This window comes from Nocardiopsis algeriensis (genome assembly GCF_014203695.1).
Lineage (GTDB): Bacteria > Actinomycetota > Actinomycetes > Streptosporangiales > Streptosporangiaceae > Nocardiopsis > Nocardiopsis algeriensis.
Map to the genome: position 1 here is coordinate 199,821 of NZ_JACHJO010000011.1, position 16,750 is coordinate 216,570.

At 68.9% G+C, this 16,750-nt stretch carries 14 protein-coding genes and 1 tRNA gene; 11 read left to right on the top strand and 4 right to left on the bottom strand.

All coding sequences use genetic code 11. The features are described from left to right. The first annotated feature begins 14 nt into the window (after nucleotides 1–14). The 3 genes from gyrA to FHS13_RS18370 all read left to right on the top strand — a co-directional run bounded on the left by gyrA (nucleotide 15) and on the right by FHS13_RS18370 (nucleotide 3,668). Nucleotides 15–2,618, top strand: a complete 2,604-nt coding sequence (gyrA, locus tag FHS13_RS18360; protein ID WP_184293164.1) for a DNA gyrase subunit A — start codon at nucleotides 15–17, stop codon at nucleotides 2,616–2,618. Between the two features lie 125 nt (nucleotides 2,619–2,743). Continuing rightward, nucleotides 2,744–3,409: a DUF3566 domain-containing protein gene (locus FHS13_RS18365; protein WP_184293165.1), complete on the top strand. Its 666-nt coding sequence runs from the start codon at nucleotides 2,744–2,746 to the stop codon at nucleotides 3,407–3,409. 185 nt (nucleotides 3,410–3,594) lie between these two features. After that, nucleotides 3,595–3,668 (top strand) — tRNA-Ile (locus tag FHS13_RS18370). 161 nt (nucleotides 3,669–3,829) lie between these two features. On the opposite strand, the gene FHS13_RS18375 is transcribed toward FHS13_RS18370, so the two are convergent. After that, nucleotides 3,830–4,012 (bottom strand): hypothetical protein, encoded by a 183-nt coding sequence (locus tag FHS13_RS18375; protein WP_184293166.1) that lies wholly within the window; start codon nucleotides 4,010–4,012, stop codon nucleotides 3,830–3,832. 194 nt (nucleotides 4,013–4,206) lie between these two features. On the opposite strand from FHS13_RS18375, the gene FHS13_RS18380 reads away from it, so the two are divergent. The 8 genes from FHS13_RS18380 to FHS13_RS18415 all read left to right on the top strand — a co-directional run bounded on the left by FHS13_RS18380 (nucleotide 4,207) and on the right by FHS13_RS18415 (nucleotide 10,375). Next, nucleotides 4,207–4,533: a hypothetical protein gene (locus FHS13_RS18380; protein ID WP_184293167.1), complete on the top strand. Its 327-nt coding sequence runs from the start codon at nucleotides 4,207–4,209 to the stop codon at nucleotides 4,531–4,533. A gap of 5 nt (nucleotides 4,534–4,538) precedes the next feature. After that, on the top strand, nucleotides 4,539–4,859 hold the full coding sequence (locus FHS13_RS18385; RefSeq protein ID WP_343065081.1) for a type II toxin-antitoxin system PemK/MazF family toxin: 321 nt from the start codon (nucleotides 4,539–4,541) through the stop codon (nucleotides 4,857–4,859). 133 nt (nucleotides 4,860–4,992) lie between these two features. Further along, nucleotides 4,993–5,493, top strand: coding sequence for a hypothetical protein (locus FHS13_RS18390; RefSeq protein ID WP_184293169.1), 501 nt, complete (start codon nucleotides 4,993–4,995; stop codon nucleotides 5,491–5,493). Between the two features lie 405 nt (nucleotides 5,494–5,898). Beyond that, a complete protein-coding gene (locus FHS13_RS18395) occupies nucleotides 5,899–6,705 on the top strand; it encodes an aminoglycoside 3'-phosphotransferase (RefSeq protein WP_184293170.1) in 807 nt (268 codons plus the stop codon). Between the two features lie 523 nt (nucleotides 6,706–7,228). Next, on the top strand, nucleotides 7,229–7,417 hold the full coding sequence (locus tag FHS13_RS18400) for a hypothetical protein (protein ID WP_184293171.1): 189 nt from the start codon (nucleotides 7,229–7,231) through the stop codon (nucleotides 7,415–7,417). Beyond that, on the top strand, nucleotides 7,417–7,956 hold the full coding sequence (locus FHS13_RS18405) for a hypothetical protein (RefSeq protein ID WP_184293172.1): 540 nt from the start codon (nucleotides 7,417–7,419) through the stop codon (nucleotides 7,954–7,956). Before FHS13_RS18400 ends, FHS13_RS18405 begins: the two co-directional genes overlap by 1 nt. 406 nt (nucleotides 7,957–8,362) lie before the next feature. Beyond that, nucleotides 8,363–9,724: an MFS transporter gene (locus tag FHS13_RS18410; protein ID WP_184293173.1), complete on the top strand. Its 1,362-nt coding sequence runs from the start codon at nucleotides 8,363–8,365 to the stop codon at nucleotides 9,722–9,724. A gap of 198 nt (nucleotides 9,725–9,922) precedes the next feature. After that, nucleotides 9,923–10,375 carry a DUF4383 domain-containing protein gene (locus tag FHS13_RS18415; protein WP_343065078.1) on the top strand — a complete coding sequence of 151 codons (453 nt, stop codon included), beginning with the start codon at nucleotides 9,923–9,925 and terminating at the stop codon, nucleotides 10,373–10,375. A gap of 348 nt (nucleotides 10,376–10,723) precedes the next feature. Here the strand turns inward: FHS13_RS18415 and FHS13_RS18420 are convergent, their stop codons facing one another. From FHS13_RS18420 to FHS13_RS18430, 3 genes are all read right to left on the bottom strand, one after another. Further along, complete coding sequence (locus FHS13_RS18420; protein ID WP_184293209.1) at nucleotides 10,724–12,118, bottom strand: extracellular solute-binding protein; 1,395 nt, start codon at nucleotides 12,116–12,118, stop codon at nucleotides 10,724–10,726. A gap of 17 nt (nucleotides 12,119–12,135) precedes the next feature. Then, complete coding sequence (locus FHS13_RS18425; protein WP_184293175.1) at nucleotides 12,136–14,559, bottom strand: VWA domain-containing protein; 2,424 nt, start codon at nucleotides 14,557–14,559, stop codon at nucleotides 12,136–12,138. Between the two features lie 261 nt (nucleotides 14,560–14,820). Further along, nucleotides 14,821–16,479 carry a catalase gene (locus FHS13_RS18430; protein WP_184293176.1) on the bottom strand — a complete coding sequence of 553 codons (1,659 nt, stop codon included), beginning with the start codon at nucleotides 16,477–16,479 and terminating at the stop codon, nucleotides 14,821–14,823. Between the last annotated feature and the right edge of the window lie 271 nt (nucleotides 16,480–16,750).

A 16,750-nucleotide genomic window follows, 5' to 3' on the forward strand; every position in this document is an offset into this window, starting at 1 on the left:
AGGGATCGACATCCGTGACGGATGCGAACAACCCCGACGCCCCTGAGGGAGCGGAGACCCCGGGTCCGGAGGCCGCGGTGGGAGCCCTCGCGCGCACCACCGACCGGATCGAGCCCATCGACATCCAGGTCGAGATGCAGCGCAGCTACCTCGACTACGCGATGTCGGTCATCGTCGGCCGCGCCCTCCCCGACGTCCGCGACGGCCTCAAGCCCGTCCACCAGCGCGTGCTGTACGCGATGTACGACGGCGGCTACCGCCCTGACCGCGGGTACTTCAAGTGCGCCCGCGTCGTCGGGGACGTGATGGGCAACTACCACCCGCACGGCGACAGCGCGATCTACGACACCCTGGTGCGCCTCGCCCAGTGGTGGTCCATGCGGATGCCGCTGGTCGATCCCAACGGCAACTTCGGCTCGCCCGGCAACGACCCCGCCGCCGCCATGCGCTACACCGAGTGCAAGCTCGCGCCGCTGGCCATGGAGATGCTGCGGGACATCGACAAGGAGACCGTCGACTTCCGGCCCAACTACGACGGCCGCTCCTCCGAGCCCGTCGTGCTGCCGGCCCGCTTCCCGAACCTGCTGGTCAACGGCTCCTCGGGCATCGCGGTCGGCATGGCCACCAACATCCCGCCGCACAACCTGCGCGAGGTCGCCGAGGGCGTCTACTGGTACCTGGACAACCCGGGGGTCTCCGACGACGAGCTGCTCGACGCCCTCATCGAGCGCGTCAAGGGCCCCGACTTCCCGACCCGCGGCCTCATCGTCGGCAAGCGCGGCATCGAGGAGGCCTACCGGACCGGGCGCGGCTCCATCACCATGCGCGCCGTGGTCGAGGTCGAGGAGGACAGCCGGGGCCGGCAGACGCTGGTCGTCACCGAGCTGCCTTACCAGGTCAACCCCGACAACCTGGCCCTGAAGATCGCCGACCTGGTCAAGGACGGCAAGATCACCGGCATCGCCGACGTGCGCGACGAGAGCAGCGGCCGCACCGGCCAGCGCCTGGTCATCGTGCTCAAGCGCGACGCCGTCGCCAAGGTGGTCCTCAACAACCTCTACAAGCACACCCAGCTCCAGGAGACCTTCGGCGCGAACATGCTCGCGCTGGTCGACGGCGTTCCGCGCACCCTGCGCCTGGACCAGATGATCCGCTACTGGGTCAAGCACCAGGTCGAGGTCATCGTCCGCCGCACCCGGTACCTGCTGCGCAAGGCCGAGGAGCGGGCGCACATCCTGCGCGCGCTGCTGAGGGCCATGGACCGCATCGACGAGGTCATCAGCCTCATCCGGGCCAGCGCCTCCGCTGACGAGGCCCGCACCGGCCTGATGGGCCTGCTCGAGATCGACGACGTGCAGGCCCGCGCCATCCTCGACATGCAGCTGCGCAAGCTGGCCGCTCTGGAGCGCAACCAGCTGACCGCCGAGTACGACGAGCTGATGGCGCAGATCGCCGACTACAACGACATCCTGGAATCCGAGGTCCGCCAGCGCGGCATCATCCGCGAGGAGCTGGGCGAGATCGTCGACAAGTACGGCGACGAGCGGCGCACGCACATCATCCCCTTCGAGGGTGACATGCGCATGGAGGACTTCATCGCCGAGGAGGACGTGGTCGTCACGATCTCCCGCGGCGGCTACGCCAAGCGCACCAGGATCGACAACTACCGGGCGCAGAAGCGCGGCGGCAAGGGCGTGCGCGGAGCCCAGCTCAAGCAGGACGACATCGTCCAGCACTTCTTCGTCACCACCACCCACCACTGGATCCTGTGCTTCACCAACCAGGGCCGGGTGTACCGGACGAAGGCCTACGAGCTGCCCGAGGCCGCCCGCGACGCACGCGGCCAGCACGTGGCCAACCTGCTGCCGTTCCAGCCGGGCGAGGAGATCGCCCAGATCATGGCGCTGCGCGACTACGAGGCCGCGCCGTACCTGGTCCTGGCCACCCGTGAGGGCCTGGTCAAGAAGTCCCGCCTGCAGGACTTCGACTCGGCCCGCGCGGCCGGCATCATCGCGATCAACCTGCGCGAGGGCGACGAACTCATCGCCGCCCGGCTGGTCTTCCCCGACGACGACCTGCTGCTGATCTCCAGCGACGCCCAGTCGATCCGCTTCTCCGCCTCCGACGAGTCCCTGCGCCCGATGGGCCGTGCGACCAGCGGTGTCATCGGCATGCGCTTCCTGGAGGGCGACTACCTGCTGAGCATGGGCGTCATCCGGCCCGGAGACGGCTCGACGGACGTCCTGGTGGCCACGGAGAACGGCTACGCCAAGCGGACCCCGGCCGACCAGTACCCGGTGCAGAACCGGGGCGGCAAGGGCGTGCTGACGGCCAAGGTCGTGGAGGCCCGCGGCAAGCTGGTCGGTGCGCTCATGGTCGACCCTGAGGTGGACGAGATCTTCGCGATCACGTCCGCGGGCGGGGTCATCCGCACCGGTGCCAACGAGGTCAAGCAGTCCGGCCGCACCACCATGGGCGTCCGGCTGATGAACCTGAGCAAGGGCAACAAGGTCGTGGCCATCGCCCGCAACGCCGAGGCCGAGGCCGACGAGGAGCACGAGGGCGACACGGACACGGCCGAGGAGACGGTTTCGGAAGAACGCAACCCTGAGGCCTAGACTTCGCGTTAAGCCCAAAGGGACCTGTGGGGATCACATCTCCATGTGGCCCGCGGGGCCGGCACCCCGTGGGCCACGGTCGCGTCCACCATCCGTTCTCAACGAAAGTCCAGCGGTAGCGCTTCATGTCTGAAAGCCAGAACACCACCACGAACGAATCCGCCCCGGACACGGTCGTCACCGAGGCCGAACAGGCCGAGGAGAGGGATGGGGCGACCGCCGAGGCGCCGACCGAGGCCGAACAGGCAGAGTCCGCTTCGGCCGAGTCCACATCGGTGGAATCCGCTTCGGCCGAGTCCACTCCGGTGGAGTCCGCCTCGGCGGAGTCTGCGCCGGCCGAGTCCGCCGAGCAGAAGACGGAGGAGAAGACCTCCGCCCCCCGGGGACCGCGTGCGGGCAAGGCGTCTCTCAGCAGCCGCAAGGCACACCTGACCGTCTCCCGGGTGGAGCCCTGGTCGGTGATGAAGTTCAGCTTCGTCGTGTCCCTGGTGTGCTTCATCGTCCTGTTCGTCGCTGTCGCGGTGATCTACGCGACACTGTCGATGCTCGGCGTCTTCGACGAGATGACCAAGATGGTCACCGCCCTGATGGAAGGTGACGGCGGCGAGAGCGAGCTCGGCCTCAACCCGGCCGACTGGTTCTCCCCGGGCCGCGTGCTCGGCTACACCGGTGTGGTCGGCGCGCTGAACGTCGTCCTCATCACCGCCCTGGCCACGGTGGGCGCCATGGTCTACAACCTGGTCGCCGACCTCGTCGGCGGCGTCGACGTCACGCTCTCCGAGGCGGAGTAGCACCCGCCGGTGGGGGCCGGACGCACAGCGCGGCCGGCCCCCACCGCACACTGTCCCGAGCACTCCGGAACGCCGGTAAAATGGGAGGTGAAGCGGGAGGCGCACGCCGTGTCCCGCCTTCCCCCGCCCCGAGGAAGCCGGTTCGCTCCGGCCCCCGGGATACGGTAGAGTTCCACACGGAGCAAGGGCGTATAGCTCAGTCGGTTAGAGCGCATCCCTGATAAGGATGAGGCCCCAGGTTCAAGTCCTGGTACGCCCACACAGTTTGTGCAGTCGAGAGCCTTGTTCTCCACCTCGGAGAGCAGGGCTCTTCCTCTTTCGACCGCCATCTGACCGTGAGAACCCCACGGGACCCCCCGTCAGAACCCGTACTTTCCCGGCATGTGCGGCACCGGAACCTGTCAATCTCTCTGAGGCGTTCTATGCCGCGGGTTCTCCCAGGCCGGGAGCGGTTTCCTCCTCGCGCGCGATCCGGAGCGGGTTGGTGTGGACCACCTTCGGCAGCGGCGGTGGTACGGGTACCGAGGCGAACCGGTGCGGCTGGGCCACATAGGCCTGTTCCAGCACCCGCACCCGCTCGGCCTGTACCTGGTGCGCACTCACCACATCGACCCCGCCCTGCGCTGAGTGGGCACAGCCCGGCCCTCCCCAGTGGAGGAGCGGACTTTTCTGTGTCCCGGACCACTTGGCACGTCCCTGACGCCCGTCCTGCCTGCCCGGTGCACGCCAGGGGCTTGTGCGATACTAGAAACTTCATATTGTGCTGCATGATTTGCGGCATGATGGGAGGCATGGCTATGACGCAGACAACCCGGCGCCCCTCGGTGCCCATCGACCCCGACACCGAACGCACGGTCCAGGCCGCCCGTACCGCAGGCACCCCGGAGCACGACGCCCTGGCCGTGCTCGCCGCCCGCAACGGCATCCCCCTCCCCATCGGCGCCGCCCAGCTCTCGGAGGCGACCACCCTGGCCGCCCTGATCGAGATGGGCCGCAAGGCGCTCCAGGAACAGGTGCTGGAGGCCGAGTACCAGGCCATTGCCGCGGAGCAGACCGACGAGGACCGGGCGGTGCGTGCCGCGCTGCGCCGACGTCGCCGGACCTCGCCTCGGGGCGACCGGTGACCCCGGTGCGGGGCCGCGTCTACTGGGTGTACATGGAGACCGAGGAAGGCGAGCAGGAGCGCAAGCCCTATGTGGTGGTCTCCAACAACCAACGCAACCGGGCCCTGGGGGACTGCCTGGCGGTGCGCCTGACCACCACTCGCAAGGAGGCGTACACCACCGTCGTTCCGCTGGGGCCGGCCGACGCCCCGCTGCGCGGGTACGTGCTGTGTGACGAGATCACCCTGCTGTTCAACGACGAGCTGCTGGAGGACATCGGGGCGCTGAGCCACGCGACGATGACCACGGTGGCCACCGGTCTCAAAGCGGCCTTGGGCCTGCCCTGAGCCCACCGGGGTCGCGCGGCGATCAGTCGCGCGGCCCATGATCGACCGCGTCCACCGGTTCTGAACCGCGCCAGGACGCGCGAAAGGCTCGGAGTCGGTACTGGCCCAGCAGGCCAGCGAGTTCTCCCTGAGCGTGGGTCAGCACCGGGTCCAGGAGAGGTTCGCCAAGTCCTTCACCTCCGAGCTGTGGGACAACCCCGGGCGGCGCAAGCGCTGGGCCCTGCGTCACCGCACCCCTGAACAGGTCCAGCGGACCTCGCAGGGCCTGGCCTGGTCGGTCGCGGTGTCGCTGAACCGCATCATCCCCATGCCCGTGCTGACGGCGGTGGTGCGCATGGCCGTGGCCTTGGAGTTCTCAGGGGACACTCAGAGGTGCGCGAAGGAGGGGCAGCCGGTTTCCAAGGGGGCGCTGCACCTGTGGGCCACCACGGACACCATGGTGGACCGGGTCATCCGCCACGACCCCGCTGCCGCGCAACGCATGGTCGGTGACATCGTGCGCGACGCACAGGACAAGCTGGGTATCGCCCCCGACGTGGTGGGTTACGCACTCATCCAAGCCATGGCGCTGGACCGGGATATCGTCCGGTCCTTCCTGGAACGCTCACTGCTCCCCGGCACCCTGGACGACTGAACCCGGGGGATGACCACGTCCGGGCAAATGTGGCCATTCCCCGGCTCGCCTCAGGCAAGCTGTACCGTGACGACGCCCTGCCCCCGAAGGGTGGCCATGGCCGATCTGACCGAGGAGTATCCCCGCCCTGGAGCGGGCCGCTCTGGTGGTGACCCTCGGCCTCGCGCCCGCAGGGGTGGTCCGCGCACCGTGGACCTGCTCTTCTCCGGCGGCGCCTCGTTACCGCACCTGCGGGACAAGCCGTCGCTTTCACCGGAGGCAGCCACCTCACTGCCCGCGAGGTCGGAGACCGCCCAGCGGACCCTCCACCCTCTGTAATTCTCTGTACCGAGGGGAGAAGGCGGAGTACCGTGTCGGCGTTCCGGGGCAGCCGGGGCCCTGCCCGACACCGAGGGAGTCACGTCCATGAGTTTCGCCGCGAAGGCGCCCGAGCACGAGATCCCGGTGCCCCGGGTCCTGGCACGGCTGGTGGGCGGGGACCCCGCACGGGCGGTGTGGGTGAACAGGCTCGGCGGGGTGACGTGGAGCATCGCCGAGGGGACGCCGCGCCATCGCTATCTGAAGTGGGCACCGGCCGAGGCGCTCCACCTGGACCCCGAGGCCGAACGCCGGCGCATGGAATGGGCCGCGCGGTGGGTGCGCGTGCCGCGTGTACTCGATTCGGGGGAGGAGGGGACGGGACGGTGGCTGCTCACCGAGGCACTGCCGGGCACCAGCGCCGTCGCACCTCACTGGTCGGCCGATCCCGGACCGGTGGCGGCGGAGATCGGCCGGGGCCTTCGGGTGCTGCACGAGGCGCTTCCCTGCGAGGAGTGCCCCTTCGACTGGTCGGACGGCGAGCGCCTGGAGCGGGTGCGCGAACGCCTGGCCGCCGGCGAGGGACCGGAGCGGTGGGCGCCGGAGCATCGGGGCCTGTCCGTGGAGGAGGCGCTGGCACGGCTGGAGAACCCTCCGGCCGCGGACCTTCCGGTGGTGTGCCACGGGGACGCCTGCGCCCCCAACACGCTGCTCGGTGACGACGGCCGCTTCCTCGGCCACGTCGACCTGGGCCGACTGGGAACGGCGGATCGGTGGGCCGACCTCGCGGTGGCGTCGTGGAGCCTGGAGTGGAACTACGGTCCCGGCCACGAGGAAGCCTTCTTCGAGGGCTACGGGGTGGCGCCCGACACGGACCGGATCGCCTACTACCGCCTGCTGTGGGACCTTTCGTGAGACGGGGCGGCGGTGCGAGGTCCCAGGGGCCGCCTCCGCGCGGAGGCGGCCCCTGCCCGGAGGGCCCATCGCCGGCGGGAAGGGGTCTCCAGTCCCCGGCCCGCCGGCGTCCAGCCGGACCCTCACGATGATCGGCGCTCCTCAATTCGGTTAAGGGTAGAGCCGAAAAGCGCGCCGATGTGCTCCTGATTCCTTCTCGCCTCTTCCCCGTGAGGAGGATTTCCAAAACTTTCGAACGGTATCCGAACTTATCCGAACACTGCCGAACTGATGAGTGCCTTGCCGAACACAACAGGCCTCAAAGGGGAAGCTCGGCTACTGGAGTAATTTTGGCCCCACACGGGCCCATAGCAGGACATTCGCTGATTTTTTTCTCTTTGGAGGGTGACCTTGTGATGTAGGTTCCTGGCACCGGTCCATCAGCCACTTCCACCCGGCCGCGGTTTCTCCAGGCAACAGCCGCTGCCGTGAAATCGGGGAGAGCGGCTCGTCCAGCCGGAACAATCAACACGAAAGGTCTGCTATGACCGCATCACTGGTCCTGGACTCCCTGTCCGGGCGCGTTCTCATCGTCATTCTCGTCGTCGTCACCGCCCTGGTCCTGCACCGCCAGGGCCAGGACCTCGCCACCGCGCTCATCCTGGCCGCCGCGGTGCTCGGCGCTGCCGCGGACACCGCACGCCGGGCCGTTCCGGCGGGGGAGGCGCGCTGATGGGGTACCGGAGCGCTCTCAAGGACACCCAGTACGTGATCAGGAACGATGTGCGTCCGCGCAACGTCAGGGTGGAGCCCGACGGCACCGTCTGGGCCGAGTTCCGCATCGTCCCCACCCGAGGGTCCGTCTCGCCGAACCACCCGGTGTTCGTCCTGGCCGCCGGGGAGGCGCACCAGGGGGCCCTCCCCCAGCCGGTGCCCGCGGTCCCGGAGGACGTTCCCGGGTGGAACTGCAAGCCCGACCCCTTGGGGGCCTCGACCCCGGCCGAGTTCGTGGACATGATGCGCCGCTACCGCCGCTGGGCGGGCAACCCGTCGTTCCGCGACATGGCGAGCCGGGTGGGTGTGGGGTCGCCGAGCAGGTTCTGCGAGGCCCTGAAGCAGGACCGGCTGCCCACCTTCGCGCTGCTGAACGCCTTCGTGGTGTCGCTGGGCGGAACCGGGGAGTACTTCCAGCGATGGGCCACCGCGTGGCGCGCGCTCGACGGCCAGGCTCCGGGGCGCCCGGTGATGCTGATGCTCCCCTCCGCCGGCTAGGCCGGTCGGTCCCCGTGCTCCGGGGCCGACCCGACCGAGGCGGATGCGCCTTCTCGAAGGTCCCGCCGCATGTGGACCTTCCCGAAGCCGCGGTGTTCACCGAGTCGTTACGGTGCCCCGGCGCCACCCCGTGGACCTACCTGCGGGTAGGAGTTTCCCGCGTGAGCTGCGGCGGATGTCCGTCGGTACCTGCACACTCACCGAACGTTCGGTCAGTTCAACCGTCCTGAACAGGAAAAAGGGATGGATAAACCTTTAAGTGTGTTGAGTCACATGGCATAGTGTCCTGAGGCGCACGGACGAAGTCCCCTCATCCGTGGGCCGGACGGCCCGTGCCCCTCGGCCGTCCGGCGGTCCCGCCGGCAGCGACCGACCCCCAGGTCGGCAGAGAACCTACGGAGCACCAATGGCAACTTCCGACGCCACGGCTTCCGGACCGGGCACCCTGGACACCAGGGAGAAGCGCAAGGTCCTCGCCGGGACCATGGTCGGTACGACCATCGAGTGGTACGACTTCTTCATCTACGCGCAGGCCGCGGGTCTGGTGCTGGCGCCCCTCTTCCTGGCGCCCATGGAGGCGGCCAGTCCCGCCCTGGCCCAGGTGCTGTCCTTCGCCACCATCGGAATCTCGTTCCTCTTCCGCCCGCTCGGTGCGATCGTCGCCGGACACCTCGGCGACAGGATCGGCCGCAAGAAGATGCTCGTCGTCACGCTCGTGATGATGGGACTCGCCACCTGCCTCATCGGCCTGCTGCCTACCTACGCGCAGATCGGCATGGCCGCGCCGGTCCTCCTCATCATCCTTCGTATCCTCCAGGGCTTCTCGGCCGGCGGTGAGTGGGGAGGTGCCGCCCTCATGTCCGTGGAGCACGCGCCGGTCCACAAGCGCGGCTTCTTCGGCGCCTACCCGCAGATCGGTGTTCCCTGCGGGATGATCCTGGCGACCTTCGTCATGTGGGTGATCACCGCGGCCATCGGCCAGGACGCCTTCCTCGAGTGGGGCTGGCGCATCCCGTTCCTGCTCTCCTTCCTGCTGATCATCATCGGCCACCTCATCCGCAAGTCCGTCGAGGAGTCGCCGGTCTTCAAGCTGATGCAGCAGCGCAGGACCGAGTCCTCCGCTCCGCTGGGCCGGCTGTTCAAGAACCACACCAGAGAGGTCGTCCTCTCCGCGCTGATCTTCATCGCCAACAACGCCGCCGGCTACCTGGTCATCGCCTTCCTGGCCACCTACGCGTCCCGGCCCGTCGAGGAGTTCGGTCTCGGCATGGAGCGCGGCCCCGTCCTCCTGGCCACCACGCTCGCCTCCTTCGGCTGGCTCATCTCCACGCTCTACGGCGGAATCCTCAGCGACAAGCTCGGCCGGGTGAGGACCTTCCAGCTCGGCTACCTGCTCCTGGCGGCCTGGTCCGTGCCGATGTGGTTCATGGTCGACACCGGCAACATCTACATGTACTTCGCCGGCGTCTTCGTCTTCACGCTGACCCTCGGCTTCAGCTACGGACCCCAGTCGGCGCTGTACGCGGAGATGTTCCCGGCCGAGGTCCGCTACTCCGGTGTCTCCATCGGCTACGCCCTCGGCGCGATCCTCGGCGGCGCGTTCGCGCCCATGATCGCCGAGCTCCTGCTCACGGAGACCGGAGCCTCGTGGTCGATCGGCGCCTACATCGTCGTGGCCTCCGCCGTCTCCTTCCTGGGTGTCTCCCTGGTGAAGGAGCCCAAGGGCGTCGACCTGCACGTCGGCGCCGCGGGACCGGCCTCCGAGTAGGTGGGAAACGGGGCGGTGGGCCGGTGTACCGGCCCACCGCCCCGTCGCGTTCTCCGGACGGACCCACATTCGGCCGCTATTTTTCCGGCTTGATGCGATCGTGAGTGAGCTCCCTGACGGGGGGTAGTCGCAAGAACGCACAACCGTTGCCCGTGAGGCGGAAGAAGCGACCGCATGTATTGGACGGAGGAGATCGCAGTGGCAACACCGCAGTCGAACAAGGGTGGACTGACCGGAAGTCCGATCAGACTCGCCACCGTCATCGTGAGCATCGTCTTCCTGCTGGTGGGTATCGCCGGTTTCATTCCGGGTCTGACCACCAATTACGACCAGCTGCAGTTCGCCGGCCACCACTCCGAGTCGTTCCTGTTCGGCATCTTCCAGGTGTCGATCCTGCACAACATCGTCCACCTGCTGTTCGGTGTGGTGGGCCTGGCCATGTCGCGGACCGCTTCGCTGGCCCGGATCTACCTCCTGGGCGGCGGATTGGTCTATCTGCTGCTGTGGCTCTACGGCCTGATCATCGATTATGAGAGCGCGGCCAACTTCGTCCCGCTCAACGACGCCGACAACTGGCTGCACCTGTTCCTGGCCATCGGCATGATCGGACTCGGCTTCGTCCTGCGCCGACCGGTCAGCCCGCGCCGCTAGGCCCCGTTTTTCGGATCATCTCGGGCTGCACGGCCGCCAGGCGCCCCCTTGCCGCGCCGGAGAGCTTGCGAAGCCAACCAGGCTGAGCTGCGCTCCCCGCCTCGCAAGGAAACACCTGGCCGGCCGTTCGCCGGGGGATCGGCTCCGCCGATACGGCGAGAGCATCCAAAAAACAGAGCCTGGAGCGTATCCGGTGGATGCCGCCCTTCGCGGGCGGCGTCCCGATACGTTCCCCGCGGGACCGCGGAAGGACCGCCCCCGCTGCGCCTGCTCCGGGAAACCCGCGGAACACACTCCGATACACACGGCGCACGTGCCCCGGCCGTCGGCCGGGGCACGTGCGCATGCTCAACTGTCACTCTCGCAGGAGCCGTCGGTGACCGCGATTCCCTCCAGTGCCGCGTTCAGTTCGCAGGACATGTCCTCGAAGGAGGGATCGGGGGTGGTGGGGTGGAGCCGTAGGTGTACGTGGCGACGCAGGACCTCGCTCACGTACGGGTAGTAGGGGGTGCGCGGGCGCAAGTACCCCTGGTCGATCACTTTGCGCAGGTTCTCCCAGTAGTGGGCGTCCGTGCTGCTGCCGGTCTCCAGCTGGTAGCCGCTCCTGCGCGCGGGCAGGAGCCCGGACGCGTGCAGGTCCTCCTGGGCGTCCTCGTCGGTCATTGTCCGGACCAGGCTCCAGGCCTCCTCCGGGTGGCGTGTCCCCTCGGTGACTGCGAGGCCGTTGCCGCCGAGCACCGCGGTCGGCAGGGGGAGCACCCCGAAGGCCGGTTCTGCGCCCTCGGCCTTGCCTCCCCATCCGACCCATTCCAGGCCCTCCTGAAGGGTCTCGGTGCCTCCCGCGTCGGCCTGGAGTTGGGGTACGGCCCTCGGCCAGTGGCGCATGAACACCACGTCGCCGTCGCGGAACCGGTTCAGGCTCTCCGTCTCGGTCTCCTCCAGGGCCGAGGCGGGGATGACGCTCTCCCCTGCCCTGCCATGGGTGAACTCGTCCTCCAGGGGCCTCAGCCCTCCGAATTCCGTGCTCGTGGCGACGGCCGTGGCGCAGGCCCCGTCGTCCTCCCCGATGAAGAGTTCCTGCCCGCCGTCCGGTCCCGCCGCATCGTGGAGGAGGAACTCCAGGGCGTTGACGGTCAGGCCCTCGTAGTTACCGAACTGGCCCGTGTACCCGTACGGCAGCCCGTGCTCGTCGCGCACCTCACCCGCCAGTTCCAGGAGCTCCTGCCAGCTGTTTGCGTCATCCGCCTCGATCGCTTCGGCGATATCGTCGGGGTCCACGAGGTCGGCCCGGTAGTAGAGCAGGCCGACGTCCATGTGCAGTGGGACCGCCCATGGCCGGTCGAGGTGGCACACCGCTTGCTGGGCCCGGCTGAGAAAACCGTTCCAGGCAAGGTCGTCGTGCTCGGTGTCCACGGCCCGTATCCAGCTGCGCTCGGAGAACTCGGGTACCCACTGGTTGTCGATGAGCACCACGTCGTAGGAGGCAGGGTCGGTCTGCATCGCCACGGCCAGCTGCGAGCGCTGTTCGTCCGCCCTCGGCGAGAGCCACAGGATGTCGACGTCCCAGCCCGGGTTCTGCTCCTCCCAGCGCCGGACCAGCTGTGTGTACACGCCGCCGTCGCCGTTCACGTCCGTTGCGGTGACGTCCACGGGGAGGGCGATACGGAGCACCTGCTCGTCCTCCCCGCCGGTGCACGCACAGGTGCCCAGCAACAGGAGGAGGCTCGCGCACACCGCCGTCATGGGGGAAGGCAACCGGATCAATGTTCACTCACCGCCCTGACCCCGGCCATGATCACGTGGGCGACCCGGTCCAGCTCGTCGGGCCGCGGATGGTGACACCGAACCCCCGCGGACGCCAGGCGGCCGAGGAGGCCGTCTCCGCCGCAACCCTCGCTGCCCACCGAGACGACATACACCCGGACCCGCTCGTCCAGGCCGTTCAGGCGTTCGGCCACGTCGTTCGACGAGGCTCCCCCGCGCGGCTCGGGGAGTGCGACACCGTCGGTGAACACGACCACCGCGCAGGCCTCGGGACTTTCGGGCCGGGAGGTGCACGGGTCCAGTTCCCCGGCTCCGTCCCGGAGCGCGTCGGCCAGCGGGGTCGACGCATACTCGGCGGAAAGGGATCCGACAGCGTCGGCCAGGGCCTCCGAACGCTGCGGGTCCGCCACCGGATCCAGGACGTGTTCCTGGCCGGTGGCGTTCTCTCCGGAGCGGTCCGGGAAGGCCCAGAGCCCTGCTCTGTCCTGTGGCCCCAGGAGGCCCACGAGGTCTCCCGCCAGTTCTTGGGCGTTCTCCAGCCGGGTGCCCCGGGTTCCCGGAGCGGCCATGGAGTCCGAGCGGTCGATCACAAGCAGCACCTCGACAGGGGTGCGGGAATCCCTCTGCAACGCGAGGGTCTCCTCCAACTTCTCCCGCCACTGTCGAAGGTTGCTTTCCTGGACAGAGGTTTCCTGCCGGAGGGGGCCGGAGTCGCTGCCGATCATCTCTCCGGTAGCGGTGCGGTAGCCGTCGAGGGCGTCCGAGGGCCTGTCACCCCTGGCGAAGTCCAGCATCCATTCCCCGAATCGGTCCGCCTCCTGGCTGACACCGCCGTCCTCTCCCCAGTCCAGGCGGACGAACGGGTGGTCGAGGCCGGGGACCCCGGAGAGGTAGACGGGGACCAGGGGCTCCTCGGGCGGCTCGGAGGAGGAACCGGACCCGCAGTCCAGGTCGGTGCCGTCCTCGCCGTTGTAGGCGCGGACGGCGTACTCGGTGCTCAGTACACCCACCGAGGAGGCGCCGGTGTTTCCGGAGCGCAGGGCGCACAGCAGGCCGAGGTCGCCCTCGGCGTCGAGCGCGGCCGAGGTCACCCGTGCCTCTGTCATGCGGATGGCGCCGTTGCGCTCGGGCCCGCGGTGCGCGGAGTAGAGCGCCTCGGTGTGGAGCAGGGCGGAGGCCGAGACCTCGGGCGAGGGGCGGGCCAGCAGGAATCCGGCCTCGGTGACCGCGCGGGCGCACTCGTCCAGGCTCGACGGTTCCCCGGCCGGGTCGGTCCCCGCACAGGCGGGCACATCGGTGGCGGACGGGGGCAGCCCCAGGACCAGGGGGGTGGACCGGGTGGAGCCCTCCTGCACCAGGCCGGGAGTCTCCGGCCCCTGCCGGCCGTGCCGGAGCAGTGCGACGTCCGCCGTGGAGTCGGGCAGCCAGATGTGCGGGCGCGGGCCCTCCCGCAGATCGTTCCACCCCTTACGGAGCAGCTCGCGGGCCCTGGAGGGGTCCCCCACCACGTTGACGCTGACGCGCACCGGTATGCAGTTCCTCATCTCCTCTCGGGCCCGGTCCTCGGAGAAGTCCTCGGCGGCGCTTCGCACGACCTCCTGCTGGTCGGGTGTGGTGAGCACACTGAGTTCGGTGGGCGGCGGGCAGCCCTTCAGCGCCACCTGCAAGGGGTTGCTGTCCGGGAGCAGCAGCAAGGAGAGCGAAAGCAGGACGACGAGGCCGGCAGCGCCCAGGACGACTCCGCGGCGGGCCGTCGAAAGGCGACGCGGCGCCGGCAGCCACCGGAACGCCCGGGGCGGGCCCGGGACCTCGGCCGGGTCCGGGGCGGTGCCGGTGTCCTCCTCCACCAGGCGTACGAACTCCGGATCCTCGATGCAGCGCGTGACGCGGCAGGCGTGCAGCCGGTTGCCGGGTGGGCAGCCGGTCACCACGCCGACCAGGCGGTCCCCGACGAACACGGCGGCACCCAGGAAACCCGTCCACGGTCCGGCCCTGCCCGAGCCGCGGCCGCGCCTGAGCTCGAGGATGCCCGGGTGCGCGCCGCCGAGTGGCCTCAGGGTGCCCCGGGGGCTCTTCAGTTCCAGGAGCTCGCCGGAGTCCACCACGGGGACCGGCCGTCCGGCGGTCCTGTAGCGGCGCCGCCACCTTCCCGTGACGTATCCCCAGGCCACTGCGGGGACGGAGTGCTGAACCTCCTCCACCCGTATCAGTGCGGTACCCGACTCGCTGTCCGACCAGCAGACCGTGCCGGTCAGGTGCTCCGCCCCGTGCGAAGGCCCCACGCGCACATCGATGTCCCGCGCACCCTCGACCAGGTGCCCGGCGGTGAGCACGAGGGTGGGACCGACCATGTATCCGAAGCCGGTTCTCTGGCCGCGGCCGGTCCTGGCCCAGACCTCCGCGACAAGTCTCTCGTCCACTAGTACCCGCCCTCGTCCCCCCAGCGGACTTCGCCGGAGGCAGCTGCGGGATCTGGTAACGGTTCGGTGCTGGGGGACATCCGAGGCTCCTGGGGGGATCGGTGCCGGGGGGAAACGGCGGGGCAGGGCCGGGAACACAACCGCTGTGTTTCGGGCAGTTTCTCACGCTGTTCCCCAGCGGGCCAGATTGTTTTCCGACAGTCCTTCTCGGACACGGGAAGGGGCGGCGGACCCTGTGCCCGCCGCCCCGGTGCGCGGGTGTCAGCGCTCGACCACGTGCCGCTGGTTGGGAACGCAGTGGGTCATCGTCAGCCCGGACACGTCGCGGGGACCGTTGTTGCCCAGGTTGGCCAGGCGCTCGCGGTCCTCGTCGGTCAGGGTCTGGCTCGCCAGCGGCTCCAGGTGCGCCACGTCCTGCGGGGAGATGCCCAGCCCCTCGCCGACGCGCTTGCCCAGGTCGTCCTCCACCAGGAGCAGGTGCCACACCATCCGCTCCTGGATGGGGCGTTCGCACTGAGAGAGCTGGTCGGTGAAGTTGTGCACCAGGTCGTCGCGCTCCCAGTCCTCCATCAGCAGGTAGCGCTGCCCCGCCTGCTTGTAGTCGTTGGTGCGCGCGATGCGCTTGCGGGTGAGGCGGCCGCGGATCTCCGGCCCCTGCTCGTCGTGGGTGGGGAACTGCCCCTCCCGCAGGCCGCCGGTGATGGACGGCTCGTAGTTGACGTGCGGGTTCTCGCCGCCCTTGTCCTGGTGGTAGGTCATCAGGCCGTCGCGCTGGTTGGTGCGCACGGACGCGTTCTTGGCCTGGTTCACCGGCAGCTGGAGGTAGTTGGGCCCCACCCGGTAGCGCTGTGTGTCGCTGTAGGAGAAGGTGCGGCCGACGAGCATCTTGTCGTCGGAGAAGTCGAGGCCGTCCACGAGCACGCCGGTACCGAAGGAGATCTGCTCGTTCTCCGCGAAGTTGTCCGACACGGTCCGGTTCAGCACGATCTTCCCCACCGGCTTGGGCGGGAAGTCGTTCTCCGGCCAGGTCTTGGTGTCGTCCAACGGGTCGAAGTCGAGTTCGGGGTGTTCGTCGTCGCTCATCATCTGCACGAGCAGCTCCCACTCGGGGTAGTCCCCCCTGCCGATGGCCTCGTGCAGGTCCTTCGTGGCATGCCCGGTCTCGTGTGCCTGGACGTTGGCGGCGTCGGCCGCGGTCATGCTCCGCACACCCTGCTTGGGCATCCACGTGTACTTGACCAGGACGGTGTCGCCGTCCTGGTTGACCCACTTGTAGGTGTTGACGCCGAAGCCCTGCTGGTGGCGGTAGTCGGAGGGGATGCCGCGCGGGCTGAAGAGGTTGACCAGCATGTGCAGGCACTCGGGCGTCTGCGACATGAAGTCGAAGATCCGGTTGGGCTCCTGACGGAACGTCACCGGGTCGGGCTTGAGCGCGTGGATCACGTCCGGGAACTTGATGGCGTCGCGGATGAAGAACACCGCCAGGTTGTTGCCCACCAGGTCCCAGTTGCCGTCCTCGGTGTAGAACTTGACGGCGAACCCGCGCGGGTCGCGCGCGCACTCGGAGGAGTCGCGGCCGCCGATGACGGTGGAGAAGCGCAGCGCGACGTCGGTGCGCTTTCCCTTTCCCTGGAAGAGCTTGGCGCGCGTGTAGCGCTCGATCGGTTCGTCTCCCCACGCGCCGTACGACTCGAAGTAGCCGAACGCCGTGGTCCCGCGTGCGTGCACCACGCGCTCGGGGATGCGTTCCCGGTCGAAGTGGCTGATCTTCTCCAGGAACTGGTAGTTCTCCAGGGTCGCCGGGCCGCGCTCACCCACTGTCCGCTGGTTCTGGTTGTCGTAGACCTGGTGGCCCTGGCGGTTGGTGAGGACCTCGCGGTTGTCGCCCTTCTGGGGGCCCTGGCTGGATACGTCCGTCATGGAACCGGCCTTTCAGCACATCGCCTCGGACTTTCGGCTGACCTCCTGCCCCGGAGGCGGCGCGGCAACGCGATCTTGGCCGGATCCTTGCCGAAAACAGAACCTGCCGCGCCGGAGGGGAAGAGGCCGGCGGCCCCTCCGGCAAGGTCCTCGGCCACTTGTCCACCCAGCGGGGTGCGCCACGTCACAGTTCTGGACGAAGTGGCACTAAAGGGCCGGAGAAATGCGACGTTTTCTCGATTCTTCGTGGCCTATGGCAAACATATGGCGT